Consider the following 25,488-nt stretch of genomic DNA (forward strand, 5'->3'; position numbering starts at 1 on the left):
ATCTCTTACATTCAACGGCAAGAATGCAGGAAAAAGAAATGGGGGATGAAATCCCCCATTTTGCTGATAACGCGCTGGTTTAACTGGCTAATTATTCGCCAGACGCCTGGGCTTCAGGCTTGCCGTAAATCAGCAGCGGTTTGGATTGGCCGGCGATCACCGACTCGTCGATCACCACTTTGTCTACGCTGTCCATCGACGGCAGATCGTACATGGTGTCGAGCAGCGCGCCTTCCACGATGGAACGCAGGCCGCGGGCGCCGGTTTTGCGCGCCATGGCTTTCTTGGCGATGGCGTTCAGCGCTTCGTCGCGGAACTCCAGCTCCACGCCTTCCAGATTGAACAGCGCCTGATACTGCTTGGTCAGGGCGTTCTTCGGCTCTTTCAGGATCTGAATCAGCGCGTCCTCGCTCAGCTCGCTCAGGGTCGCCACCACCGGCAGACGGCCGATGAACTCAGGGATCAGACCAAACTTGATCAAATCTTCCGGTTCGGCCTGCAGCAGCAGTTCGCCTTCGGTGGCCTTCTCGGACTCGCCCTTGACGGTCGCGCCGAAGCCGATGCCGGAGCCGGTGTTGACGCGTTGACCGATCACCTTATCCAGGCCGGCAAATGCGCCGCCGCAGATAAACAGGATCTTGGAAGTATCGACCTGCAGGAATTCCTGTTGCGGATGCTTGCGCCCGCCCTGCGGCGGAACCGCGGCGATGGTGCCTTCAATCAGCTTCAGCAGCGCCTGCTGCACGCCTTCACCCGAGACGTCACGCGTGATCGACGGGTTGTCGGACTTACGGGAAATCTTATCGATTTCATCGATATAAACGATGCCGCGCTGCGCTTTCTGCACGTCATAGTCACATTTTTGCAACAGCTTCTGGATAATATTTTCCACGTCCTCGCCCACATAACCGGCTTCGGTCAGTGTGGTGGCGTCGGCCATGGTGAACGGCACGTCCAGGAAGCGCGCCAGCGTTTCCGCCAGCAGCGTCTTGCCGCTGCCGGTCGGGCCGATCAGCAAGATGTTGCTCTTGCCCAACTCGATACCGTTGCTGGTATCGCCGTTGCGCAGGCGTTTGTAGTGGTTGTACACCGCAACCGCCAGCACTTTCTTCGCCTGCTCCTGGCCGATGACGTAGTCATCCAGGTGGTGGCGAATTTCGTGTGGCGTCGGCAGCGCACTGCGCTCACGATGCGGGGCAACTTCTTTAATCTCTTCGCGAATAATGTCGTTACACAGATCGACACATTCATCGCAGATATACACTGACGGCCCGGCAATCAGCTTACGCACTTCATGCTGGCTTTTGCCGCAAAAAGAGCAGTACAGCAGCTTTCCTGAACCGTCTTTGCGCTTATCTGTCATCAGTCAAACCTCTTCTTTAGTCTTGTCCCGCAGGAAAATCACGGCGGCAGTGCGCCCAAACTCATATCGGGAACGCCGAGGGGCTACAACAGAGCGAGCCCCTGCCCACTCTGATTACTATAGTCCATCGGCGCCGCGTGGTTCTAGCTGCGGTGTGTCAGAATGCCGTCAACCAGGCCGTATTCCACGGCTTCGTCCGCGGTCATAAAGCGATCGCGCTCGGTATCGCGCTCGATCTGCTCCAGCGGCTGGCCGGTATGCTCGGCCATCAGTTCGTTCATGCGCGCTTTCACCTTGAGGATTTCACGCGCGTGGATTTCGATGTCCGTCGCCTGGCCCTGGTAGCCGCCCAGCGGCTGGTGAATCATCACGCGCGAGTTCGGCAGGCAGAAACGTTTGCCTTTGGCGCCCGCGGTCAGCAGGAAGGAGCCCATCGAGCACGCCTGGCCCATACAGATGGTGCTGACGTCCGGCTTGATGAACTTCATGGTGTCGTAAATTGACATGCCCGCGGTAATTACCCCACCCGGCGAGTTGATGTAGAGGTAAATGTCTTTTTCCGGGCTTTCCGCTTCGAGGAACAACATTTGCGCCACGATCAGGTTGGCCATGTGATCTTCCACCTGGCCGGTCAGGAAAATGATGCGCTCTTTCAGCAGGCGGGAATAAATGTCGTAAGAACGCTCCCCGCGTGAAGTCTGCTCTACCACCATCGGCACCAGCGCCATGTTCGGTGCAAATTGATCTCGTTCGCCACTGTATGACATTACCGTCTCCTAATAGAAATTGCCTTGGCGGCCAGGGTGTCACCCTAATACGCCGATTCTACTTGAGAACGGCCATGATGACTATGCTCAAGCATTCGACCCGCGCCACACGTACCCGACGGTTATTTCATCCCGCGCACTTTGGCAAACAGCCCCAGAATTATTCTTTACAGATTGGGGGAGCCCGGCGCGATTTCAAGCCCAGAGGCCGATTTTCTCCGCGCGCCGAAAACGATGCCGTTATTCTGACCGTTATCATGCCAGCCAGTTCCCCAGGCAACAGGGTAAATATAGTGCATATTGCCCCGCTTAACCTGAGATTAATCAGCAACGTGGCAAAAAGAAAAGCCCGCAACCTGAGGTTGCGGGCTTTTTCATCGTGCGCCGGTTCGCCAGGCGAAACCGGGGGCGCCGTTCATCGCGCCCGGCACGCCGGCATTACGCCTGTTGAGTCTGGTTCATCAGCTCGCTGAAGGTAGTGGCTTTTTCAGTCACTTTCGCTTTCGCCAGCAGGGCTTCAACCGCTTGCTCTTCCAGAGCCACGTTGCGCATGTTGTTCATCAGCTCTTTGTTTTTGCTGTAGAACTCAATGACTTCGCTCGGATCTTCGTAGGCAGAAGCCATTTCTTCGATCAGCGTCTTCACGCGGTCTTCGTCAGCTTTCAGATCGTTGGTGCTGATCACTTCGCCCAGCAGCAGGCCAACCACTACGCGGCGTTTCGCTTGCTCTTCGAACAGTTCACGTGGCAGTTCCAGCGCTTGCTTCTCGTTGCCGCCGAAACGCTGTGCAGCCTGACGACGCAGCACGTCGATTTCGCCGTCGATCAGGGCAGCAGGCACGTCGATTTCGTTCGCGCTCACCAGGCCTTCGATCGCCTGAGACTTGATGCGGTTACGCACGGCGCCTTTCAGCTCGCGCTCCATGTTCTTGCGAACCTCGGTGCGCAGGCCGGCAACGGAACCGTCCGCCACGCCGAAACGCTTGATGAACTCTTCGGTCAGTTCCGGCAGCTCGCGCTCTTCAACTTTCTTCAGCACGATAGCGAATTTGGCCGCTTTGCCCTTCAGGTTTTCCGCATGGTAGTCTTCCGGGAAGTTCACGTCGATGGAGAACTCTTCGCCCGCTTTGTGACCGACCAGGCCTTCTTCGAAGCCTGGGATCATGCGGCCCTGGCCCATTGCCAGCACGAAGTCGGACGCTTTGCCGCCTTCGAACTCTTCACCGTCGATAGAACCGGTGAAGTCAACGGTCACGCGATCTTCAGCTTCCGCCGCGCGATCGGTTTCTTTCCAGGTGGCCTGCTGCTTGCGCAGGGTATCCAGCATCGCGTCGACGTCTTCGTCGTTCACTTCAACTACGGGTTTTTCGACTTCGATGTTTTCCAGGCCTTTCAGCTCAACTTCTGGATACACTTCGAATTCAACGGCGAAAGTGAAGTCTTCACCTTCTTTGTACTCGCCCGGCACGTAGTTTGGTGCGCCGGCCGGATTAATCTTTTCTTTGATGATCGCGTCAACGAAGCTGCGCTGCATCGCTTCGCCCAGCACGTCCTGACGAACAGAGGCGCCGTAACGCTGTTCCACGATGTTCATCGGCACTTTGCCTTTGCGGAAGCCGTCGATACGCACGCTTTTCGCTGCGTTGATCAGCTCTTTCTTCACCGCCTGCTTGATAGTATCAGCCGGTACAGTAATAGAGAGACGGCGCCCAAGGCCTTGAGTGGTTTCTACTGAAACTTGCATCTTGTTACCTCAAAAAAATCACAGTGCTCGGTCAACTCCGTTCCAAGAACCAGGACGGCTACAGATAAGAACCGAGTTCCCTGATGACAGAAGCGTCCCGAAACCATTCCGGAAAAATAAGACGCGACATTATAGCGGCGCATGCGTGGCGAGTCGAGGAAAGCTAGGCGGCGCAGGCGCGCTAAAACTCACACTTTTGCCGATTCGATCGCCCAAAGGCCGCCAAAACAGACCGAACGTTGGCCACATTGCGCGTCGGCCGTGTCGTCGTCAAAAACAGAAACGGCCCGCAGGCCGTTTCAAAATTCGTCAGTAGTAATACCCTAATTCAAGGGCAAAGTTCCACTGATACCTGAAAATTTCCCCCTCAGGCCAGCGTGCCGGCGCCGCGGCACGGCGGCGAGGCCGGCACGGTATCCTGCAGACCTTCCCACTCTTTGAGCGTATAGGTGTGCAGCGCCAGCGCGTGTACGCCGTCCGCCAGCTCCTCCGACAATACGCCGTAGATGGAGCGGTGGCGCGTCAAAAAACGTTCGCCGACGAAGCGATCGCTGACCAATACCACTTTGAAATGGCTTTCTGAACCCGCCGGAACGTTATGACGATAGCTTTCATCAACGACTTCCAGATACGCGGGCTCAAACGCCGCCCTTAACTTTGCTTCTATTTGCTCGCGAATCATAGGATCTCCTTACAACACCGGCAGAGGACCGTGCCCATCTAGTTCAATATTAGCCGGTTTTCCCCCGTTTAGACCATCGCCGGGACAAATTTCTCTTTTCTGCGGTCAAATGATGAGCGCCATCCCCGCCGCTTGGGGGATTATCCGATTGAGCGGGCCAAAAAAGCGTGTTTTTATCAACGGCAGGTAAAAATTTGTCACTCAGGCGCCTTCCGCGCTTCCACCGCACGGCGGCGATGCTATGATGTCGGCAATTTGTTGTCGGCTATCCCGCTCTGATTATTACTAAATCCATCGAGAATGAGACAGAAAACATGTTAAAGAAACTTTGTCTTCCTTTGCTGGCCGCCCTGCTGCTGGCCGGCTGCGCGACCAGCAGCAACACCCTGAACGTCACGCCGAAAATCGTTCTGCCGCAGCAGGATCCTACCCTGCAGGGCATCACTGTCAGCATCAACGGCGCGGATCAGCGCGCCGACCAGGCGCTGGCCAAGGTGAACCGCGACGGCCAGTTGGTCACGCTAACGCCATCGCGCGATCTGCGTTTCCTGCTGCAGGAAGTGCTGGAGAAACAGATGGGCGCACGCGGCTACATGATCGGTGCCGACGGCCCGGTGGCGCTGCAAATCGTCGTCAATAACCTGTACGCGGACGTCGCCGAAGGTAACCTGCGCTACAACATCACCACCAAAGCCGACATTTCGATCATCGCCCAGGCGAAGAACGGCAACAAGCAGGTGAAGAATTACCGCTCGACCTATAACGTGCAGGGCGCCTTCACGGCGACCAACGAGAAGATCACCGACGCCGTCAACTCCGTGCTGGGCGACGTGATCGCCGACATGGCTCAGGACACCAGCGTCAACGATTTCATCAAGCAAAACGCGCGCTAATCGGCGCGCCTGGCGCCGCCCGGCGGATCGGGCGGCGCAGACAGGGAACTCATGTCGAAACACTATCTGAACATCTTCACCCAGCGTAACTCCGCCATTCTGCTGCTGCTGGGCTTCGCGTCGGGTCTGCCGCTGGCATTGACCTCCGGCACGCTGCAAGCCTGGATGACCGTCGAAAATATCGATCTGAAAACCATCGGCATCTTCTCGCTGGTAGGCCAGGCCTACGTCTTCAAATTCCTCTGGTCGCCGTTCATGGACCGCTATACCCCGCCGTTTCTCGGGCGGCGGCGCGGTTGGCTGCTGATCAGCCAGCTGTTGCTGGTGGCGGCGATTGTGGCGATGGGCTTTATGCAACCCGCGCAGCACCTGTGGTGGCTGGCGGCGTTGGCGGTGCTGGTGGCGTTCTGCTCCGCCTCGCAAGATATCGTGTTCGACGCCTATAAAACCGATCTGCTGAAAGCCGAAGAACGCGGCACGGGCGCGGCGATCTCGGTGCTGGGTTATCGGCTGGCGATGCTGGTTTCCGGCGGCCTGGCGCTGTGGCTGGCGGATCGCTATTTCGGCTGGCAAGCCACCTACTGGCTGATGGCCGGATTGATGCTGATCGGCGTGGCCGCCACGCTGTTGGCGCCGGAGCCGGATGAAAGCATCCCGGCGCCGCGCACCATGGAACAGGCGGTCGTCGCGCCGCTGCGCGATTTCTTCGGCCGCAACAACGCCTGGCTGATCCTGCTGCTAATCGTGATGTACAAAATGGGCGACGCCTTCGCCGGCAGCCTGAGTACCACCTTCCTGATCCGCGGCGTGGGGTTCGACGCCGGTGAAGTCGGGCTGGTGAACAAAACCCTCGGCCTGTTCGCGACCATCGTCGGCGCCCTGTTCGGCGGCGTGCTGATGCAACGTCTCAGCCTGTTCCGCGCGCTGATGCTGTTCGGCGTCCTGCAGGCGGTCTCCAATCTCGGGTATTGGATCCTGGCGGTGACCGACAAGAGCCTGCTCACCATGGGCAGCGCCATCTTCCTCGAAAATCTGTGTGGCGGCATGGGCACCGCGGCCTTCGTGGCGCTGCTAATGACGCTGTGCAACCGGTCGTTCTCCGCCACCCAGTTCGCGCTGCTGTCGGCGCTGTCCGCCGTAGGGCGCGTCTATGTCGGCCCGATCGCCGGCTGGTTCGTTGAAGCCCACGGTTGGCCGTTGTTCTACCTGTTCTCTATCGCCGCTGCCCTGCCCGGCTTGCTGCTGCTCGGTATCTGTCGTCAGACGCTGGAGCACACCCAGCAGCATGGCAATTTTATGCCGCGCACTGAGTTTTCAGAATCTTACCGTTGGGCGCTGCGCTTACTGACGCTAGGCTGTTCGCTGTTGGGCCTGTGGTTGCTGTTGCTTATCACCAATGCGCTGGATTGGACTCAGGCCCCGCAGTTGGCCGATCGGCTGCTGCAGGTCGGCGCCGCGTTGAGCCTGCTCGGCGTCGCCATGGGCAGTACGTTGGATTACCTCGCCCTGCGCCGCACCCGTTTGGCATAATCTGACCGGCCGGTGATTTCACCGGCCGAAAAAAAGCGATCCGGGGATATATTTATTTCGGTAAAAAAAGATAATCGGCGCGGAAATTATTTTTTTATCCGACTGCCGCACTCGGAAATAAAATTAAATTCACCTTTAAGACACAATTATTTTACATTAAATAAACCTTTTCTGCGTATTTCCCCGCCGCGCATTTCTTCGCCAAATTCATCATACCTTTAGTTTTCCTTAACATACGGGCTGCTCGTCACGATTCAGCGTGCCAACGCGTTGTTGTCATTGGTAAATTGTCACGCAGGGTTACATCTGTGACCCCCTTAACAGAAAGTGTCAACAAGCCGCTGACACTCCCTTAAGCATGTTTACAGTACTGCAACCTTCCCGTAAAATGCCCGCACACATGAAACGACAATTGAGCCTTTGTTATTGAGGTCGTTAGATGAGACTTAAGAAATACAATAAAAGTATTGGGATGCTGTCATTAATCGCAGGCACTGTATTGCTCAGTGGCTGCGATATGGTTTTGATGAATCCCAAAGGAGCAATTGGTGTTGAGCAACGGACACTGATTATCACTGCAATCGCATTGATGTTGATCGTAGTGGTGCCAGTTATCTTCATGGCGTTCGCCTTTGCCTGGAAGTATCGCGCTTCCAACAAAGACGCCAAGTACAGTCCGAACTGGGCCCACTCCAACAAGATCGAAGCGGTCGTCTGGACCATTCCTATCATTATCATCGCCATCCTTGGCACCATTACCTGGAAGACCACCCACGAACTCGATCCGTTCAAGCCGATTGTCACCGACAAGAAGCCGATGACGATCGAAGTGGTGTCGCTCGACTGGAAATGGCTGTTCATCTACCCGGAACAAGGCATTGCGACCGTTAATGAGCTGGCTTTCCCGAAAGATGTTCCAGTCGAATTCAAGATCACCTCTAACTCGGTAATGAACTCGTTCTTTATCCCGCAGTTGGGTGGACAGATTTATGCGATGGCCGGCATGCAGACCAAACTGCACCTGATCGGCAACGAAGCCGGTGCCTACAAAGGCATCTCCAGCAGCTACAGCGGCGCAGGCTTCTCCGGTATGAAATTCACCGCGATCGTTACCCCGACCGAAGGCGACTTCGATCAGTGGGTGGCCAAGGTGAAGGCATCGTCTAAAAACCTGAACACCACCGACGACTTTAACAAACTGGCAGAGCCGAGTGAAAACAACCCGGTTGAGTACTTTGCCGCTGTCAAACCGAATTTGTTCAAAGAAACAATTGCCAAATTCATGGGCGACATGGATATGCACAAGGGCGCTGGCGCGCACGAAGGCATGGACATGAGCCAAGGTATGGACATGGGTGAACATGCTGCTCACGCCGGAGCCGAGGAATAACTGATGTTGGGAAAATTAACACTTGATGCGGTTCCGTACCACGAACCGATCATCATGGTCACCGTAGCCGCAATTATTGTCGGGGGCCTGGCAGTGCTGGCGCTGCTGACGTATTTCGGTAAATGGAAGTGGCTGTGGAGCGAATGGCTGACTTCGGTCGACCATAAAAAAATTGGTATCATGTACATCATCGTGGCGATGGTCATGCTGCTGCGCGGCTTTGCCGACGCCATCATGATGCGTAGCCAGCAGGCGTTGGCGTCCGCCGGCGAAGCCGGGTTCCTGCCGCCGCACCACTACGACCAGATCTTCACCGCGCACGGCGTCATCATGATCTTCTTCATGGCGATGCCTTTCGTGGTTGGCCTGATGAACGTCGTGGTGCCGCTGCAAATCGGTGCGCGCGACGTCGCCTTCCCGTTCCTGAACTCCCTGAGCTTCTGGTTCTTCGTGGTGGGCGTGGTGCTGATCAACATCTCCCTGGGGGTCGGTGAGTTCGCTCAGACCGGTTGGCTGGCGTATCCGCCGCTGTCGGGTAAAGAGTACAGTCCTGGCGTCGGGGTCGATTACTGGATCTGGAGTCTGCAGATTTCCGGTCTGGGTACCCTGCTGACCGGCGTGAACTTCTTCGCCACCATTCTGAAGATGCGTGCCCCTGGCATGCCTATGATGAAGATGCCGGTGTTCACCTGGGCGGCGCTGTGTACCAACGTCCTGATCATCGTTTCTTTCCCAATTCTGACCGTCACCATCGCGCTGCTGACCCTGGATCGCTATCTGGGCACCCATTTCTTCACCAATGATATGGGCGGCAACATGATGATGTACATCAACCTGATTTGGGCCTGGGGTCACCCAGAGGTGTATATCCTGGTTCTGCCGGTGTTCGGCGTGTTTTCCGAAGTCACCGCGACCTTCTCCAGAAAACGCCTGTTCGGCTATACCTCACTGGTATGGGCAACCATCGCGATCACCGTTCTGTCGTTCATCGTCTGGCTGCACCACTTCTTCACCATGGGGTCCGGCGCGAACGTTAACGCCTTCTTCGGTATCGCCACCATGATCATTTCCATCCCGACCGGGGTGAAAATCTTCAACTGGCTGTTCACCATGTATCAGGGCCGCATCAAGCTCAACTCCGCAATGCTGTGGACCGTTGGCTTCATCATCACCTTCTCCGTGGGTGGTATGACCGGCGTTCTGCTGGCGGTGCCGGGCGCGAACTTCGTGCTGCACAACAGCCTGTTCCTGATCGCGCACTTCCACAACGTCATCATCGGCGGCGTGGTGTTCGGTTGCTTCGCGGGCCTGACCTACTGGTTCCCGAAATCCTTTGGCTTCACGCTGAACGAAAAATGGGGCATCCGCGCGTTCTGGTTCTGGATCATCGGCTTCTTCACCGCCTTCATGCCGCTGTACGCATTGGGCTTTATGGGCATGACCCGTCGTATCAGCCAGAACATCAACCCTGAGTTCCACCCTCTGCTGCTGGTTGCAGCCGGCGGTGCGGCGCTGATCGCCTGCGGCATCCTGTGCCAGCTGACCCAGATCTTCGTCAGTATCCGTGACCGCGAACAGAACCGCGATCTGACCGGTGACCCATGGGGTGCTCGTACTCTGGAGTGGTCAACTTCGTCTCCACCGCCGTTCTATAACTTTGCCGTAGTGCCGCAGATTCATGACCGTGACGAATTCTGGGACATGAAAGAAAAAGGTGAAGCCTATAAGAAACCGGCTAAATACGAACCGATTCATATGCCTAAGAACACCGGCGCCGGCGTTATCATCGCCTTCTTCAGCCTGGTATTCGGTTTCGCAATGATTTGGGAAATCTGGTGGATGGCTCTGGCCGGCTTCATCGGTATGATCGTTGTCTGGATCGGCAAGAGCTTCGATCACGATGTTGACTACTATGTGCAGGTTGATGAAATCGAGCGCATTGAGAACCAACACTACGAACAAATCCGTAAAGCAGGCGTGAACCATGTCAACTGAAACTCTGACCAATCATAACGCAGCCCATGCAGAGCATGGGCACCACGACGCGGGAGAGACCAAAGTCTTCGGATTCTGGATCTACCTGATGAGCGACTGTATTTTGTTTGCGAGCTTGTTCGCGACTTATGCAGTCCTGGTGAACGGGACCGCTGGCGGTCCCTCAGGCAAAGACATCTTCGACCTGAAGTTTGTTCTGGTCGAAACTTTCCTGCTGTTGTTCAGCTCCATCACCTACGGCATGGCGATGATCGCCATGAACAAGGGTAAAGTTGGCGGTGTAAACACCTGGTTGTTCCTGACCTTCCTGTTTGGTCTGGGCTTCGTGGCGATGGAAATCTATGAATTCCATCACCTGATCGCCGAAGGCTTCGGGCCAGATCGCAGCGCGTTCCTGTCCAGCTTCTTCGCGCTGGTCGGCACCCACGGTCTGCACGTGACTTCCGGCCTGATTTGGATCATCGTGCTGATGATTCAGGTGAGCAAGTTCGGCCTGACCGCGACCAACAAAACCCGCCTGATGTGCCTGAGCCTGTTCTGGCACTTCCTGGACGTGGTCTGGATCTGCGTATTTACCGTTGTCTACCTGCTGGGGGTTATGTAATGAGCCATTCATCCCATGAAACCTCTCACGGCGGCGCAAGCCACGGCAGCGTGAAGTCATACCTGATCGGCTTTATCCTGTCGATCATCCTGACGGTAATTCCATTTGCGATGGTAATGAACGGCACTGCCTCTCATTCCACCATCCTGGCGGTTGTTGTCGGTATGGCGGTTATCCAGGTGATTGTTCACCTGGTTTACTTCCTGCACATGAACACCTCATCGGAAGAGCGCTGGAACCTGGTGGCATTGCTGTTCACCGCTATGATCATCGGTATCGTTGTTGTAGGTTCACTCTGGATTATGTACAACCTCAACATCAATATGATGGTCGATTAAGAGCTGAGCTGCACGTGATGATTAAGCAATACCTGCAAGTCACTAAACCAGGAATTATTTTCGGCAATTTAATTTCTGTCGTTGGGGGATTCCTGCTCGCTTCCAAAGGGAGCATCGACTATCCCCTGTTTCTCGCCACCCTGGTGGGTGTCTCGTTGGTGGTCGCGTCGGGCTGTGTGTTTAACAACTACATCGACCGCGACATCGACAAGAAAATGGAGAGAACGAAGAATCGGGTGCTGGTAAAAGGCCTGATCGCGCCGAGTGTCACCCTGGTTTATGCGACCGTGTTGGGTATTGCGGGCTTCGCGTTGCTGTATATCGCGGCCAACCCGCTGGCCATGTGGCTGGCGGTGATGGGCTTCGTGGTTTATGTCGGCGTTTACAGCCTGTACATGAAACGCCATTCGGTCTACGGCACGCTGATCGGCAGCTTGTCGGGCGCCGCGCCGCCGGTTATCGGCTACTGCGCGGTGACCAACGAGTTCGACGCCGGCGCGTTGATCCTGCTGGCTATCTTTAGCCTGTGGCAGATGCCGCATTCTTATGCGATCGCTATCTTCCGCTTTAAAGATTACCAGGCGGCCAACATTCCGGTGCTGCCGGTGGTGAAAGGCATTTCCGTCGCCAAGAACCACATCACGGTCTACATCCTGGCATTTATGATCGCCACGCTGATGCTGACCCTGGTGGGCTACGCCGGCTACAAATACCTGATCGTCGCTGCGGCGGTGAGCGTATGGTGGCTGGGCATGGCGCTGCGCGGTTATAAAACCGAAAACGACAGCGTCTGGGCGCGCAAACTGTTCGTGTTCTCCATCGTCGCCATCACCTCGCTGAGCGTGATGATGTCGATCGACTTCAGCGCCACGGCGGCGCCTGAAGCGCTGGTGACCTACGTTTGGTAAGCCAAATCATCTGTGAATGGGCCGCTTTTGCGGCCCATTTTATTTGTCACGCCGAAAAGCGGCCAAACTGTAATATCTGTTAAACAACATTCGATTTACCCCCCCTGCCCCGCACACTAAAATGACGCAGCTTTACAGAAATCATGCCATCAGGCGCTGTCTCAACGTCTGATGGCATGGTTTTTACCGAGGTTTGATGTGAACGATAATTCAATGACCCCGCAGGAGCGTCGCGCCACCTGGGGATTGGGCACCGTCTTTTCCCTGCGCATGCTCGGCATGTTTATGGTATTGCCGGTGCTGACCACCTACGGCATGGCGCTCAACGGCGCCAGCGAAGCGCTGATCGGCATCGCCATCGGCATCTACGGCCTGGCGCAGGCGGTGTTTCAGATCCCGTTCGGCCTGGTGTCCGATCGCATCGGCCGTAAGCCGCTGATCGTCGGCGGCCTGCTGATCTTTGCCCTCGGCAGCGTGATCGCCGCCGCGACCGACTCTATCTGGGGCGTGATCCTCGGCCGCGCGTTGCAAGGCTCCGGCGCGATCGCCGCCGCGGTAATGGCGCTGCTCTCCGATCTGACCCGCGAGCAGAACCGCACCAAAGCGATGGCGTTCATCGGCGTCAGCTTCGGTATCACCTTCGCCATCGCCATGGTGTTGGGCCCTATAATTACCCACGCCTTCGGCCTGCATGCGCTGTTCTGGATGATCGCCGTGCTGGCGCTGGCCGGCATCGTCATCACCCTGGCGGTAGTGCCTTCCGCCGATACCCATCTGCTGAACCGCGAGTCCAGCATCGTGCGCGGCAGTTTCCGCAAAGTGCTGAGCAACTCGCGCCTGCTGAAGCTCAACTTCGGCATCATGTGTCTGCATATCCTGCTGATGTCGAGCTTCGTGGCGCTGCCGCTGGCGATGGAGAAAGCCGGGCTGGCGGCCAGCGAACACTGGATCGTCTACCTGGTGACCATGCTGGTGTCGTTCGCCGCCGTGGTGCCTTTCATCATCTATGCCGAAAAATATCGCCGCATGAAGCAGGTGTTTATGGGCTGCGTGGCGGTGCTGTTTTGCGCCGAAGTGCTGCTGTGGCTCTCCGGCGCGCACCTGTGGGGCATCATCGCCGGCGTGCAGCTGTTCTTCATGGCCTTCAACGTGATGGAAGCCATTCTGCCTTCGCTGATCAGCAAAGAATCACCGGCCGGCTATAAGGGCACCGCGATGGGAGTCTACTCCACCAGCCAGTTTATCGGCGTAGCGATCGGCGGCAGCCTCGGCGGCTGGCTGTACGGTTTGCAGGGGGCAGGCCTGGTGTTTATCGCCGGCGCGGTATTGGCCGCCGTTTGGTTCCTGGTCAGCAGCACCATGAAAGAGCCGCCGTATGTCAGCAGCCTGCGCATTACGCTGTCTGAACTGGCGGTGAAGGATTCGGCGCTGGAAAGCCGTCTGAGGGCGCAGCCCGGCGTGGCCGAGGCGATCGTGGTGCCGGAGGAGCGCAGCGCCTACGTCAAGGTGGACACCAAGCAGACCAATCGCGGTCAGTTGGAAGCGCTGGTCAATTCGCTGTAAAGAAACGGGGCCGGCAATGCCGGCCCCGTCGAGATTAATCGCGGAAGTTCTTGAACTGGAACGGCTGCCCCAGATCGCCGCCGCGCACCAGCGCCATCACGCTCTGCAAATCGTCGCGTGACTTGCCGGTCACCCGCACTTCTTCGCCCTGGATCTGCGCCTGCACCTTCAGCTTGCTGTCTTTGATCAGCTTGACGATTTTCTTCGCTACAGAGGTTTCAATCCCCTGCTTCAGCTTGGCTTCCACGCTGTAGGTTTTACCGCTGTGGGTAAACTCTTCCGGGATCTCCAGCGCGGCGCCGTCGATGCTGCGCTTGCTCAGCTTTTCGCGCAGAATGTCGAGCAGCTGCTGCACCTGGAAATCAGACTCGGTGGCAACCTTGATGCTTTGATTCTTCTCGTTTAGCTCAAAGCTGGCCGGCACGTTGCGAAAATCCCAGCGGGTGCCGAGATCGCGGGTGGCGTTCTCAACGGCGTTACGCACTTCCTGCATATCAATTTCGGAAACGATGTCGAAAGATGGCATACTTCTTCCTCCTGAATGAGTGCCTAATAGCTTAGGCGATTTTGATGCCGAGCATGATAACCGCTTTGCCGCCTCAGACAAAATCTGCTGAACGCACGCAGGGATAGCGCTTCAGGCTGCCATAAAGCCTATAGTTAGATCACGGTAATTGAGCGGTATTCCCGTGTTTCCAAGGAGACTGAATGAAAATAACCATTCTTGGTTGCGGCGCGCTCGGACAACTGTGGCTCTCCCGGCTGTATCAGCAGGGCCACGATGTACAGGGATGGCTAAGAGTGCCGCAGCCTTTTTGCGCCGTGAACGTGATCGAGCCGGAAGGCGTCTCGTTTAATCGCAATTTGCCCACCAACGATCCTGAGCACCTCGCGCAGAGCGAGCTGCTGCTGGTGACGCTGAAAGCCTGGCAGGTCTCCAGCGCGGTCAGTGCGCTGCTGCCGAAGCTGAACCCTCAGTGCGCCATTTTGCTGTTGCATAACGGCATGGGTACCCAGGAGGAGCTGCCGCAAAACGGCCAGCCCATCCTGCAGGGCACCACCACCCACGCCGCGCGCCACGAAGGCAGCACCATTATTCACGTCGCCACCGGCATCACCCACATCGGCCCCACCTCACCGGCCGCCCAGCATCTCAGCCACCTGGCGGAAGTGCTGCATCAGGCGCTGCCCGACGTCGCCTGGCACAACAACATCGCCTCGGCCAACTGGCGCAAGCTGGCGGTCAACTGCGTGATCAACCCGCTGACGGCGCTGTACGGCTGCCGCAACGGCGATCTGCAGCGCTACCCGGAGCAGATCGAAACGCTGTGTCGTGAAGTCGCCAGCGTGATGGCGATGGAGGGCTACCACACCTCCTGCGAAGGCCTGATGCAATATGTGATGGACGTGATCCACAGCACCGCCGACAACGTTTCGTCGATGCTGCAGGATATCCGCAGCCAGCGGCATACCGAGATCGACTACATCACCGGCTACCTGCTGCGCCGTGCGCGCAGTCACGGCCTCACGCTGCCGGAGAATGCGCGGCTGTTTGAATTGATTAAACGAAAGGAAAATGAATATGAGCGTATCGGCGCTGGTTTGCCTGGCACCTGGTAGCGAAGAAACCGAAGCCGTCACCACCATTGATCTGCTGGTGCGGGCGGGCGTTAAAGTCACTACCGCCAGCGTCGCCGGTGACGGCGAGCTGACTATCGTTTGTTCGCGCGGCGTCAAGCTGCTGGCCGACGCGCCGCTGGTGGCGATCGTTGATGAGCCTTTCGACGCCATCGTGCTGCCCGGCGGCCTGAAGGGGGCGGAATGCTTCCGCGACAGCCCGTTGCTGGTGGAAAAAGTGCGGCAGATGCACCTGCAGGGGAATATCGTCGCCGCCATCTGTGCGGCGCCGGCGCTGGTGCTGCAGCACCACGATCTGTTCCCGGTCGGCAACATGACCGGCTTCCCGGGCCTGAAAGACCAGATACCGGCGGAAAAATGGATGGAGCGCCGTGTGGTGTACGACGCACGCGTCAAGCTGCTCACCAGCCAGGGGCCGGGCACCGCGATGGAGTTCGCGCTGAAGCTGATCGATCTGCTGCTCGGCAAGGCCAAAGCGGCGGAGATCGCCGCGCAGCTGGTGCTGATCCCCGGGATGTACGATTTCCGCGACTGAGCGGCTTGCCGATAAAAAAAGGGCTGAACACCGGTTCAGCCCCTCTCGTTTACGCCGCTGCCCGCGTTACGGGCGATAAACTTTCACGTTGCTGAAGCCCTGCTCCAGCAGGTACAGCGCCTGCAGGCGGCTCATCACGCCGCGCTCGCAGTACAACAGATAAGTTTTGCTCTGATCCAGATCGCCGAACTGGGTGCTCAGCTTGTAGAACGGCAGCGCTTTCACTTCAACCTGTTCCAGCTGCAGCGGCTTCTCTTCCTGCTCGTCGTTGGAGCGGATATCCAGGATCACCTCGTCGGCGCCGAAGGCCGCAACGGTTTCCACTTCGGTCACCTGCTCCTGCGCCTGCTCGGCGATGGAGCGAATATCGACGTTCTTCGCTTCGCTCACCACCCGATCGAGAATGCTGAAATCGAAGTGGCTCTCTTCCTCTTCGATCTTGGCCTTGACGGCTTTCACCGTCGGGCTCTTCGAAATCACGCCGCAATATTCCGGCATGGTTTTGGCGAAGTCTTCGGTGCCGATTTCGCGCGCCAGCTTGATGATGTGCTCTTTATCGTGCGAAATCAGCGGACGCAGGATCAGCGTATCGGACGCATTGTCGATCAAGCGCAGGTTGGTCAGCGTCTGGCTGGACACCTGCCCCAGCGCTTCACCGGTCACCAGCGCCTGCACGCCATAGCGTTCGGCCACTTGCGAAGCGGCGCGCACCATCATGCGCTTGAGCACCACGCCCATCTGGCCGTCGTCGACCTTCTCCAGGATCTCGCCCACCACCGGCTCGAAGTCGATGGCGACGAAGCGCACCTTGTGCGAGCTGGCGAAACGGTTCCACAGGTAGTGCGCCACCTGCTTCACGCCAATCTCGTGCGCGGCGCCGCCCAGGTTAAAGAAGCAGAAGTGCACGCGGCAGCCGCGACGCATCAGCATATAGCTGGACACGCCCGAGTCGAAACCGCCGGAAATCAGCGACATCACGTCTTCCTGAGTGCCGACCGGATAACCGCCGATGCCTTCGAGGCGGCGTTTAACCAACATCAGCTTGTCGTCTTCGATCTCGAGGTTTACCGTGACCTGCGGGCGGGTCAGGTTAACGCGTGCGCTGTCGATATGCTGGTTCAGACCGCCGCCGACGTAGCGCTCCACGTCCTGCGAGTTGAACGCCTGCTTGCCGCGGCGCTTGACGCGCACGCAGAAGGTTTTGCCTTCCAGCTGGGCGCGGTAGGCTTCCAGCGTCTGCTCGAAGATGTGGTGAATATCGGTATAAGCGCGATCTTCCACTTCCAGAATATGGTGGATGCCGGGAATGCGCGTCAGCGCGTCGGCAATGATCGGCCGCTGGTTTTCATCTTTGGCGCGAACTTCGATATGATCCCAGTGACGGACGACCGCCAGCGTTTCATCATACTGCTTCAGGACGTTGCGAATATTGGTCGAGAGAATCTTGATAAAGCGCAAGCGCACAGATTGGCTCTTGATGGTGATTTCCGGGAACAATTTAATGATAAACTTCATGGCGGTCTTTGTTGTCAGATAAGAATTACGGCGCGGAGTATATCACCATATCGCCGTGCTCTGCGCACAAAACCACACATGAGCGCCATGATTTGCTAATCAAGATCCGCTAGGATAGGCTCTGGCGCCACGGTTCACATGATGACGTAAAAAGAAAATTATGCCGAAAAAACCAGCACAATCAGCCAGTACAGAGCAAACTGCCAGCTTTGAAAGCGCCCTCGGCGAGCTGGAAAGCATCGTGACGCGTCTGGAGTCGGGCGAACTGCCGCTGGAAGACGCGCTGAACGAATTCGAACGCGGCGTGCAGCTGGCGCGCCAAGGCCAGCAGAAACTGCAACAGGCGGAACAGCGTGTGCAGATACTTCTTAACGACAGCGCCGACGATGCGGCGCTGGCGCCTTTCACACCGGATGCCGAGTAACCGACATGTCTGAGATCGCCCCATCGGCCGCTTTTGCCGATCAACTGCAGATTTTCCGCCGGCGCGCCGATCGCGCGCTGCTGGACTTCATCGCCCCGCTGCCGTTCAACGACGGCAACATGGTGGCGGCGATGCGTCACGGCGCCTTGCTGGGCGGCAAGCGTCTGCGTCCGTTCCTGGTGTACACCACCGGCCAGATGTTCGGCGTGTCGCTGAGCAACCTGGACGCGCCGGCGGCGGCGGTGGAATGCATCCACGCCTACTCGCTGATCCATGACGATCTGCCGGCGATGGACGACGACGATCTGCGCCGTGGCCAGCCGACCTGTCACATTAAATTCGGCGAAGCCAACGCGATCCTGGCCGGCGATGCGCTGCAAACGCTGGCGTTTTCGATCCTGGCCGATGCCGAAATGCCCGACGTGGCGCTGCGCGATCGGCTGGCGATGGTTTCCGAACTGGCGAGCGCCAGCGGCGTAGCCGGCATGTGCGGCGGCCAATCGCTGGATCTGGAAGCCGAAGGCAAGCGCGTCGATCTGCAGGCGCTGGAGCAGATCCACCGCCACAAAACCGGCGCGCTGATCCGCGCGGCGGTGCGCCTGGGCGCGCTGAGCGCCGGCGAAGCCGGGCGAGCGGCGCTGCCGCAGCTGGATCGTTACGCCGCTGCGGTTGGCCTGGCGTTCCAGGTGCAGGATGACATTTTGGACGTTGTCGGCGAGACTGAAAAGATCGGCAAGCGCCAGGGCGCGGACCAACAACACGGAAAGAGTACCTACCCGGCGTTGCTCGGGCTTGACAGCGCGAAAGCAAAAGCGTGGGATCTCTATCAGGAAGCATTAGCTGCATTAGACACTTTGGCAGCGCAATCTTATAACACAGCGCCATTGCGAGCGTTAGCCAGCTTCATTATTGAACGCGACAATTAACGTGTGACGTTAACTCCTCTGATATGAGTATCGAATGAGTCTTGATATAGCCAAATACCCAACCCTGGCGCTAGCGGAAAACCCCGAGGAACTCCGTTCGCTGCCCAAAGAGAGCTTGCCGAAGCTGTGCGATGAGCTGCGGCAATACCTGCTGAACAGCGTCAGTCGCTCCAGCGGCCACTTTGCCTCCGGGCTGGGTACCGTCGAACTGACGGTGGCGTTGCATTTCGTCTACAACACGCCGTTCGATCATCTGGTGTGGGACGTCGGCCACCAGGCCTACCCGCACAAAATCCTGACCGGCCGCCGCGATCGGATCGCCACTATCCGGCAAAAGAACGGCCTGCACCCCTTCCCGTGGCGCGCCGAAAGCGAATATGACGTGCTGTCGGTCGGCCATTCGTCAACCTCGATCAGCGCCGGCCTCGGCATGGCGGTGGCGGCAGAGCGTGAAGGCAAAGGCCGCCGCACGGTGTGCGTGATCGGCGATGGCGCCATCACCGCCGGCATGGCGTTCGAAGCGATGAACCACGCCGGCGACATCAATCCGGACATGCTGGTGGTGCTGAACGACAACGAGATGTCGATCTCGGAAAACGTCGGCGCGCTGAACAACCATCTGGCGCAGCTGCTGTCCGGCAAGCTTTACTCCACCCTGCGCGAAGGCGGCAAGAAAGTGCTGGCCGGCGTGCCGCCGATCAAGGAGCTGGTGAAACGCACCGAAGAGCACCTGAAAGGCATGGTGGTGCCAGGCACGCTGTTCGAAGAGCTGGGCTTCAACTACATCGGTCCGGTAGACGGGCACGACGTACAGGGCCTGGTCGCCACGTTGAAAAACATGCGCGATCTGAAAGGCCCGCAGCTGTTGCACATCATGACCAAGAAAGGCCGCGGTTACGCGCCGGCGGAGAAGGATCCGATCAGCTTCCACGCGGTGCCGAAGTTCGATCCCGCCAGCGGCACGCTGCCGAAAAGCGCCGGCGGTCTGCCGACCTATTCGAAAATCTTCGGCGACTGGCTGTGTGAAACCGCCGCCAAAGACAGCTCACTGATGGCGATCACGCCGGCGATGCGCGAAGGCTCCGGCATGGTGCAGTTCTCGCGCGACTATCCGCAGCAATATTTCGATGTGGCGATCGCCGAGCAGCACGCGGTCACCTTCGCCGCCGGGCTGGCGATCGGCGGCTACAAGCCGGTGGTGGCGATCTATTCCACCTTCCTGCAACGCGCCTACGATCAGCTGATCCATGACGTGGCGATCCAAAACCTGCCGGTAATGTTCGCCATCGATCGCGGCGGCATCGTCGGTGCCGACGGCCAGACCCACCAGGGGGCGTTCGATCTGTCGTTCATGCGCTGCATCCCGACCATGGTGATCATGACGCCGAGCGACGAAAACGAATGCCGCCAGATGCTGTATACCGGCTATCACTATAACGACGGCCCGAGCGCCGTGCGCTATCCGCGCGGCACCGGCACCGGCGCGGCGCTGGAGCCGCTCCACATGCTGCCGATCGGCAAAGGCGTGGTGCGCCGCCAGGGGGAAAAGATCGCCATTCTCAGCTTCGGCACCCTCCTGCCGGAGGCCGCGCAAGCGGCGGAAGCGCTCAACGCCACGCTGGTCGACATGCGCTTCGTCAAGCCGCTGGACGAGCAGCTGGTGCTCGAACTGGCCGCCAGCCATGAAACGCTGGTCACGCTGGAAGAGAACGCCATCATGGGCGGCGCCGGCAGCGGCGTCAACGAACTGCTGATGGCCAAACGCCGTCCGGTGCCGGTGCTGAACCTCGGCCTGCCGGACAGCTTCGTCTCGCAGGGCACCCAGGAAGAGCTGCGCGCCGATCTGGGGCTGGACGCCGCCGGCATTCAGCGCCAAATCGAAACCTGGCTGGCGCAGTAATCGCCGCCCGCGCCTGAAAAAACGCCTCCGCTCCCGGGGGCGTTTTCGTTTCCGCCCTCCGGGATCCGCGCTACAGTTACTGTCTGAGCTGTGAATGGGAGGCAAACATGAAGTACCTGAAACTGGGCAACACCGATCTGAACGTCTCACGCATCTGCCTGGGTTGCATGACCTACGGCGAACCGAACCGCGGCAATCACGCCTGGACGCTGCCGGAAGAGAGCAGCCGCCCGCTGCTGAAACAGGCGCTGGAAGCCGGCATCAACTTTTTCGACACCGCCAACAGCTATTCCGACGGCAGCAGCGAGGAGATCCTCGGCCGGGCGCTGCGCGACTATGCACGCCGCGAAGACGTGGTGGTCGCCACCAAGGTCTATTTCCAGCTGAGCAACCTGGAGCGCGGTTTGTCGCGCGCCAAGATCATGCAGTCCATCGACGACAGCCTGCGGCGCCTGGGCACTGACTATGTCGATTTGCTGCAAATCCACCGCTGGGATTACGAAACGCCGCTGGAAGAGACGCTGGAGGCACTGCACGAGGTGGTGAAAGCCGGTAAGGCGCGTTACATCGGCGCCTCTTCCATGTACGCCTGGCAGTTCGCCAAAGCGCTGTACACCGCCGATCTGCACGGCTGGACGCGCTTCGTCAGCATGCAGGATCAATACAACCTGATCCAGCGCGAAGAAGAGCGCGAGATGCACCCGCTGTGCGCCGCCGAAGGCATCGCCGTGCTGCCGTGGAGCCCGCTGGCGCGCGGCCGCCTGACCCGCCCCTGGGGCGAAACCACCGCGCGGCTGGTCTCCGACCAGTTCGGCAAAAGCCTGTACGAGGAAACTGAAGGCATCGACGCCATCATCGCCGAACGCGTCGCCAGCCTCGCCGAAGAACGCGGCGTTTCACGCGCGCAGATCGCGCTGGCCTGGCTGCTGAACAAGCCGGCGGTCAGCGCACCGATCGTTGGCGCCTCGCGCAGCGAGCAGTTGGATGACGCCATCGCCGCGGTCGATTTGAGTCTGTCGCCGCAAGAGGTGGCGGAACTGGAGACGGCTTACGTGCCGCATCGGGTGACGGGGTTTGAATAAAGAGTAGCGGGCGCGAAACGCCGCGCCCGTCTGTCAGAACAGCCCGATCGGCCAGTGGTGGCCAATCAGGTAGATGATACCGGCGGACAGCACGCCGGCGATGATATCGTCGACCATGATGCCCATGCCGCCATGCACGTTGCGGTCGAACCAGCGGATCGGCCACGGCTTCCACATATCCAGAATGCGGAAGATGACGAAACCGGCGGCGACCCAGCGCCAGTCGTTGACCGGCAGCGCCATCAGCGTGATCCACATGCCGACGAACTCATCCCAGACGATGCTGCCGTGATCGTGCACCTTCATGTCTTTTGCCGTGCGGTGGCAAATATAGACGCCGATACAGATGCTGAACATCACCGCCAGCGAGTAGAGCTGCCACGGCAGCTGGATCAGCAGCAGCCAGAACGGGATCGCCGCCAGCGATCCCATGGTGCCCGGCATCACCGGCGACAAACCGCTGCCAAAACCGGTGGCCAGCAGGTGCCACGGATTGCTCATCCGCAGCCGACGCTTGGCTTCATCCATGAGTGCCCGGCTCCGCATTGAAATGATCGAACCCGGCCCAGTCCAGCTCTACCGCTTCGTCGTTGCGATAATAGCGGATGCCTTCAGACAGCGGACCAATTTGGCCGATGCAGGTGTAGTCGGCGCCGAGGTGGCTCAGCGCCACTTCCAACGCGCCGCGGTTGATTTCCGGTACGGTGAAGCACAGCTCGTAATCTTCGCCGCCCGCCAGCGCCCAACGCAGCGCCTGCTCGGCATCCGCGTGGCTGCTCAGCGCCTGCGACATCGGCAGCTCGTCCAGCACGATGCGTGCGCCACAGTCGCTGGCCTTCAGGATGTGTTTCAGATCGGAAATCAGGCCGTCGGAGATGTCGATCGCCGAGCTGGCCAGATCGCGCAGCGCCTGCCCCTGCAGCACCCGCGGCTGCGGGCGCAGATGGCGAGCGATCAGGTAATCGCGCGCCGCCGCCTCCGGCACCGCCAGACGATCCTGCAGAATCGCCAGACCGGCGGCGCTGTCGCCCAGCGTGCCGGTCACGTAGATCCAGTCGCCGATGCGCGCGCCGCTGCGGGTTAACGCCCGGCCGGCCGGGATCAGCCCCTGAATGGTCAAGGTCATGCTCAGCGGGCCGCGCGTGGTATCACCGCCGATCAGCTGCATGCCGTAATAGTTGAGCTGATCAAACAGGCTGTCGCTGAAGGCCTTCAGCCAGGGCTCGTTCACCTCCGGCAGGGTCAGGGCCAGCGAAAGCCACGCCGGATCGGCGCCCATCGCCGCCAGATCGCTCAGATTGACCGCCAGCGCTTTATAACCGAGATCGGCCGGATCGATGTCCGGCAAGAAGTGCACGCCCGCCACCAACGTATCGGTACTGACGGCCACCAGCTGTTTTTCCGGCACTGCCAGCAGTGCGCAGTCATCTCCAATGCCCAACTGTACATCCCGGCGCACGCGCTTAAACCGGTCAAAATAGCGGGCAATGAGGTCAAATTCGCCGCATGCCATATCGATATTCCACGAGAAGAAATTAAGGCCGGGGATACCGGCCTTAATGTTTTACTTTTTCTTGCGAAGGGTTGGCGCCACTTTATCCAGCACCCCGTTCACAAACTTGTGGCTGTCTTCCGCGCCGAAGGTTTTCGCCAGCTCGATCGCTTCGTTGATCGCCACCTTGTAAGGGACATCCTCGCGCATTTTCAGTTCAAACAGCGCGACGCGCAGCACTGCGCGCTCCACCTGGCCCAGCTCTTCGAGCTGACGCGACAGGTATGGCGCCATCAGTTCGTCCAGCATACCTGCATTCACTGCCGCGCCGGACAGCAACTCGCGAAAATAGGCGACGTCAACATCTTTGACATCCTGCTCCGTCAGGAACTGGTGTTCAACATCGGCAAGGTCGTTTTTAGACAACTGCCAAGAGTAAAGCGCTTGAACAGCGCACTCACGAGCGCGGCGACGAGCAGCAGGTTTCACGGAATTCCCCTTAACTAAATTCAGGCTTTAATAGCTTTGATAACATTAATCATTTCAAGTGCGGTCAACGCGGCTTCAGCGCCCTTGTTGCCCGCTTTGGTGCCGGCGCGTTCGATCGCCTGTTCGATGCTTTCGGTGGTCAGCACGCCAAAGGCAACCGGGATTTCGGCATTCATCGCAACGTTGCCGATGCCGGAGCTGGCTTCGCCCGCCACATATTCGAAGTGCGCGGTGCCCCCACGGATAACGGTGCCCAGCGCGATAACCGCGTCGTATTTGCCGGTTTTGGCCAATACGCTCGCCGTCAACGGCAGCTCGTAAGCGCCCGGGACCCAGACAACGGTGATGTTGTCGTCAGCAACCTGACCAATGCGTTTCAGCGCGTCGATGGCGCCTTCCAGCAGGCTGTCGTTGATGAAATTGTTAAAACGTGCAATTGCGATCGCCACACGGGCATTTGGAGTAGCAACAACACCTTCGATAACTTTCATGGGCTTTCCTTAAAAATGGGTTCAATACCCCGCAGGGGGGCGGATTCTATCATATTCTTTCATCGCCTGCGCGGCGCTTTTGTAAAACCGGCGCGCGGGCGCGAGATTCAGTGTTTCGCCCGCAGGCGCAAACGCAGATCGGGGCCGACCTGACGCACGTCGCTAAAGACGAATTCCGGTGCGTCGGCCAGACGCTCAAGGCCCGGCAGGTGGCACAGGCCACGGCCATTATCGCCCAACAGTTTTGGCGCGATGTACAAAATGAGCTCATCCACCAGGCCGGCCTGCAGCAGCGCGCCGGCCAGCGATGCGCCCGCCTCCACCCAGATTGAATTCACCTGGCGCTTGGCCAACAGCATCATCATCACCACCAGATCGACGCCGCCGCCGTGCGCCGGGCAGATAAACTGCTCAACGTCTTGCGGCCAGGTCTGTTCATCCGCCTGCAGCCGCGCCAGCCAGGTGGCGCCCGGCTGCTGCACCACGCGGTGCTGTGGGGTAATGCGATTTTGGCTGTCGAGCAGGATGCGCAGCGGCTGACGCAGATTTTCGCGCGGATAGAGGCGCTGGGTCTCGGCATCCAACTCATCCCAACGCACCGTCAGCGACGGATCGTCCGCCAGCACGGTGGCGCTGGTGCTGAGGATCGCGGCGCTCTGCGCGCGCAGGCGCTGCACGTCCTGACGCGCTTCGGGTGAGGTGATCCACTGGCTCTCGCCGGAGGCCATCGCCGTGCGCCCGTCCAGCGACGCGCCCAGCTTCAGTTGCACATAGGGGAAACCGGTGCGCATGCGTTTGAGGAAGCCCAGGTTGACCGCTTCGGCTTCGGCCAGCATCAGGCCATGACGCACCTCGACGCCGGCCTGCTGCAGCTTGTACAGCCCGCGCCCCGCCACCTGCGGATTGGGATCTTGCATCGCCGCGACCACTCGCGTTACGCCGGCGGCCACCAGCGCATCGGCGCAGGGCGGCGTGCGGCCGTGATGGCTGCACGGTTCGAGCGTGACATAGGCGGTGGCGCCGCGCGCCTTGTCGCCCGCCATACGCAGCGCGTGCACTTCCGCGTGCGGCTCGCCGGCGCGCAAGTGATAGCCTTCACCGACAATTTCGCCATCGCGCACGATAACGCAGCCGACGTTCGGATTGGGCGCGGTGGTGAAACGCCCCAGGCGCGCCAGTTCGAAGGCGCGCGCCATGTAAAATTCGTCGTGATGCATGAA

General features: G+C 58.9%; 25 protein-coding genes. 14 read left to right on the forward strand and 11 right to left on the reverse strand.

All coding sequences use genetic code 11. From position 1 onward, the window contains the following. Positions 1–91 precede the first annotated feature (91 nt). The 4 genes from clpX to bolA form a co-directional block, all read right to left on the reverse strand. A complete protein-coding gene (clpX, locus tag ACMGF9_RS18630; protein WP_004940354.1) occupies positions 92–1,363 on the reverse strand; it encodes an ATP-dependent protease ATP-binding subunit ClpX in 1,272 nt (423 codons plus the stop codon). Positions 1,364–1,506: 143 nt separating this feature from the next. Then, positions 1,507–2,130, reverse strand: a complete 624-nt coding sequence (gene clpP / locus ACMGF9_RS18635) for an ATP-dependent Clp endopeptidase proteolytic subunit ClpP (protein WP_015376845.1) — start codon at positions 2,128–2,130, stop codon at positions 1,507–1,509. Positions 2,131–2,568: 438 nt separating this feature from the next. Further along, positions 2,569–3,873, reverse strand: a complete 1,305-nt coding sequence (tig, locus tag ACMGF9_RS18640) for a trigger factor (RefSeq protein WP_031300019.1) — start codon at positions 3,871–3,873, stop codon at positions 2,569–2,571. A 367-nt stretch (positions 3,874–4,240) separates the two neighbouring features. Next, a complete protein-coding gene (bolA, locus tag ACMGF9_RS18645; protein ID WP_004940361.1) occupies positions 4,241–4,555 on the reverse strand; it encodes a transcriptional regulator BolA in 315 nt (104 codons plus the stop codon). Between the two features lie 314 nt (positions 4,556–4,869). Here bolA and ACMGF9_RS18650 point away from each other — a divergent pair, with 314 nt between their 5' ends. The 8 genes from ACMGF9_RS18650 (at position 4,870) to ACMGF9_RS18685 (ending at position 13,776) form a co-directional block, all read left to right on the forward strand. After that, positions 4,870–5,448, forward strand: coding sequence for a lipoprotein (locus ACMGF9_RS18650; protein ID WP_076740504.1), 579 nt, complete (start codon positions 4,870–4,872; stop codon positions 5,446–5,448). A gap of 51 nt (positions 5,449–5,499) precedes the next feature. Continuing rightward, entirely contained in the window at positions 5,500–6,978 is a 1,479-nt protein-coding gene (gene ampG, locus ACMGF9_RS18655; protein ID WP_015376843.1) for a muropeptide MFS transporter AmpG, read from the forward strand. Positions 6,979–7,417: 439 nt separating this feature from the next. Continuing rightward, entirely contained in the window at positions 7,418–8,368 is a 951-nt protein-coding gene (cyoA, locus tag ACMGF9_RS18660; protein ID WP_004940365.1) for a cytochrome o ubiquinol oxidase subunit II, read from the forward strand. Positions 8,369–8,371: 3 nt separating this feature from the next. Further along, complete coding sequence (gene cyoB, locus ACMGF9_RS18665; protein WP_004940366.1) at positions 8,372–10,363, forward strand: cytochrome o ubiquinol oxidase subunit I; 1,992 nt, start codon at positions 8,372–8,374, stop codon at positions 10,361–10,363. Continuing rightward, entirely contained in the window at positions 10,353–10,967 is a 615-nt protein-coding gene (locus ACMGF9_RS18670) for a cytochrome o ubiquinol oxidase subunit III (RefSeq protein WP_004940367.1), read from the forward strand. The genes cyoB and ACMGF9_RS18670 overlap by 11 nt, the downstream gene beginning before the upstream one ends. Then, entirely contained in the window at positions 10,967–11,305 is a 339-nt protein-coding gene (locus ACMGF9_RS18675; RefSeq protein WP_004940369.1) for a cytochrome o ubiquinol oxidase subunit IV, read from the forward strand. Before ACMGF9_RS18670 ends, ACMGF9_RS18675 begins: the two co-directional genes overlap by 1 nt. Positions 11,306–11,322: 17 nt before the next feature. Continuing rightward, a complete protein-coding gene (gene cyoE / locus ACMGF9_RS18680; RefSeq protein ID WP_015376842.1) occupies positions 11,323–12,213 on the forward strand; it encodes a heme o synthase in 891 nt (296 codons plus the stop codon). Positions 12,214–12,411: 198 nt separating this feature from the next. Beyond that, positions 12,412–13,776, forward strand: coding sequence for an MFS transporter (locus tag ACMGF9_RS18685; RefSeq protein WP_076740506.1), 1,365 nt, complete (start codon positions 12,412–12,414; stop codon positions 13,774–13,776). 34 nt (positions 13,777–13,810) lie between these two features. Here the strand turns inward: ACMGF9_RS18685 and ACMGF9_RS18690 are convergent, their stop codons facing one another. Next, positions 13,811–14,302 (reverse strand): YajQ family cyclic di-GMP-binding protein, encoded by a 492-nt coding sequence (locus tag ACMGF9_RS18690; RefSeq protein ID WP_004940373.1) that lies wholly within the window; start codon positions 14,300–14,302, stop codon positions 13,811–13,813. Between the two features lie 182 nt (positions 14,303–14,484). On the opposite strand from ACMGF9_RS18690, the gene panE reads away from it, so the two are divergent. Further along, positions 14,485–15,396, forward strand: a complete 912-nt coding sequence (gene panE / locus ACMGF9_RS18695) for a 2-dehydropantoate 2-reductase (protein WP_004940375.1) — start codon at positions 14,485–14,487, stop codon at positions 15,394–15,396. Next, a complete protein-coding gene (gene yajL / locus ACMGF9_RS18700) occupies positions 15,359–15,949 on the forward strand; it encodes a protein deglycase YajL (protein WP_004940376.1) in 591 nt (196 codons plus the stop codon). Before panE ends, yajL begins: the two co-directional genes overlap by 38 nt. Before the next feature lie 66 nt (positions 15,950–16,015). Here yajL and thiI read toward each other — a convergent pair whose 3' ends face one another. Continuing rightward, positions 16,016–17,464 carry a tRNA uracil 4-sulfurtransferase ThiI gene (thiI, locus tag ACMGF9_RS18705; RefSeq protein WP_015376839.1) on the reverse strand — a complete coding sequence of 483 codons (1,449 nt, stop codon included), beginning with the start codon at positions 17,462–17,464 and terminating at the stop codon, positions 16,016–16,018. 160 nt (positions 17,465–17,624) lie between these two features. Between thiI and xseB the strand changes: the two genes are divergently transcribed. The 4 genes from xseB (at position 17,625) to ACMGF9_RS18725 (ending at position 21,796) form a co-directional block, all read left to right on the forward strand. Beyond that, the gene (gene xseB, locus ACMGF9_RS18710) at positions 17,625–17,888 is read left to right on the forward strand and encodes an exodeoxyribonuclease VII small subunit (RefSeq protein WP_015376838.1); all 264 of its coding nucleotides are present in this window, start codon (positions 17,625–17,627) and stop codon (positions 17,886–17,888) included. 5 nt (positions 17,889–17,893) lie between these two features. Then, a complete protein-coding gene (ispA, locus tag ACMGF9_RS18715) occupies positions 17,894–18,814 on the forward strand; it encodes a (2E,6E)-farnesyl diphosphate synthase (protein ID WP_118892390.1) in 921 nt (306 codons plus the stop codon). Positions 18,815–18,848: 34 nt separating this feature from the next. Then, the gene (gene dxs / locus ACMGF9_RS18720; protein ID WP_118892391.1) at positions 18,849–20,714 is read left to right on the forward strand and encodes a 1-deoxy-D-xylulose-5-phosphate synthase; all 1,866 of its coding nucleotides are present in this window, start codon (positions 18,849–18,851) and stop codon (positions 20,712–20,714) included. A gap of 107 nt (positions 20,715–20,821) precedes the next feature. Next, a complete protein-coding gene (locus ACMGF9_RS18725; protein WP_414160362.1) occupies positions 20,822–21,796 on the forward strand; it encodes an aldo/keto reductase in 975 nt (324 codons plus the stop codon). Between the two features lie 33 nt (positions 21,797–21,829). Here the strand turns inward: ACMGF9_RS18725 and pgpA are convergent, their stop codons facing one another. The 5 genes from pgpA to ribD form a co-directional block, all read right to left on the reverse strand. Further along, on the reverse strand, positions 21,830–22,324 hold the full coding sequence (pgpA, locus tag ACMGF9_RS18730; RefSeq protein WP_004940382.1) for a phosphatidylglycerophosphatase A: 495 nt from the start codon (positions 22,322–22,324) through the stop codon (positions 21,830–21,832). Beyond that, a complete protein-coding gene (gene thiL, locus ACMGF9_RS18735; protein ID WP_015376834.1) occupies positions 22,317–23,309 on the reverse strand; it encodes a thiamine-phosphate kinase in 993 nt (330 codons plus the stop codon). Before thiL ends, pgpA begins: the two co-directional genes overlap by 8 nt. 51 nt (positions 23,310–23,360) lie before the next feature. Beyond that, on the reverse strand, positions 23,361–23,777 hold the full coding sequence (nusB, locus tag ACMGF9_RS18740) for a transcription antitermination factor NusB (protein ID WP_004940384.1): 417 nt from the start codon (positions 23,775–23,777) through the stop codon (positions 23,361–23,363). Positions 23,778–23,797: 20 nt separating this feature from the next. Further along, positions 23,798–24,268: a 6,7-dimethyl-8-ribityllumazine synthase gene (ribE, locus tag ACMGF9_RS18745; protein WP_004940385.1), complete on the reverse strand. Its 471-nt coding sequence runs from the start codon at positions 24,266–24,268 to the stop codon at positions 23,798–23,800. A 107-nt stretch (positions 24,269–24,375) separates the two neighbouring features. Further along, positions 24,376–25,485, reverse strand: a complete 1,110-nt coding sequence (ribD, locus tag ACMGF9_RS18750) for a bifunctional diaminohydroxyphosphoribosylaminopyrimidine deaminase/5-amino-6-(5-phosphoribosylamino)uracil reductase RibD (RefSeq protein ID WP_015376833.1) — start codon at positions 25,483–25,485, stop codon at positions 24,376–24,378. Positions 25,486–25,488 lie beyond the last annotated feature (3 nt).

Source organism: Serratia sp. BNK-23 (assembly GCF_047456145.1).
GTDB lineage: Bacteria > Pseudomonadota > Gammaproteobacteria > Enterobacterales > Enterobacteriaceae > Serratia > Serratia nematodiphila.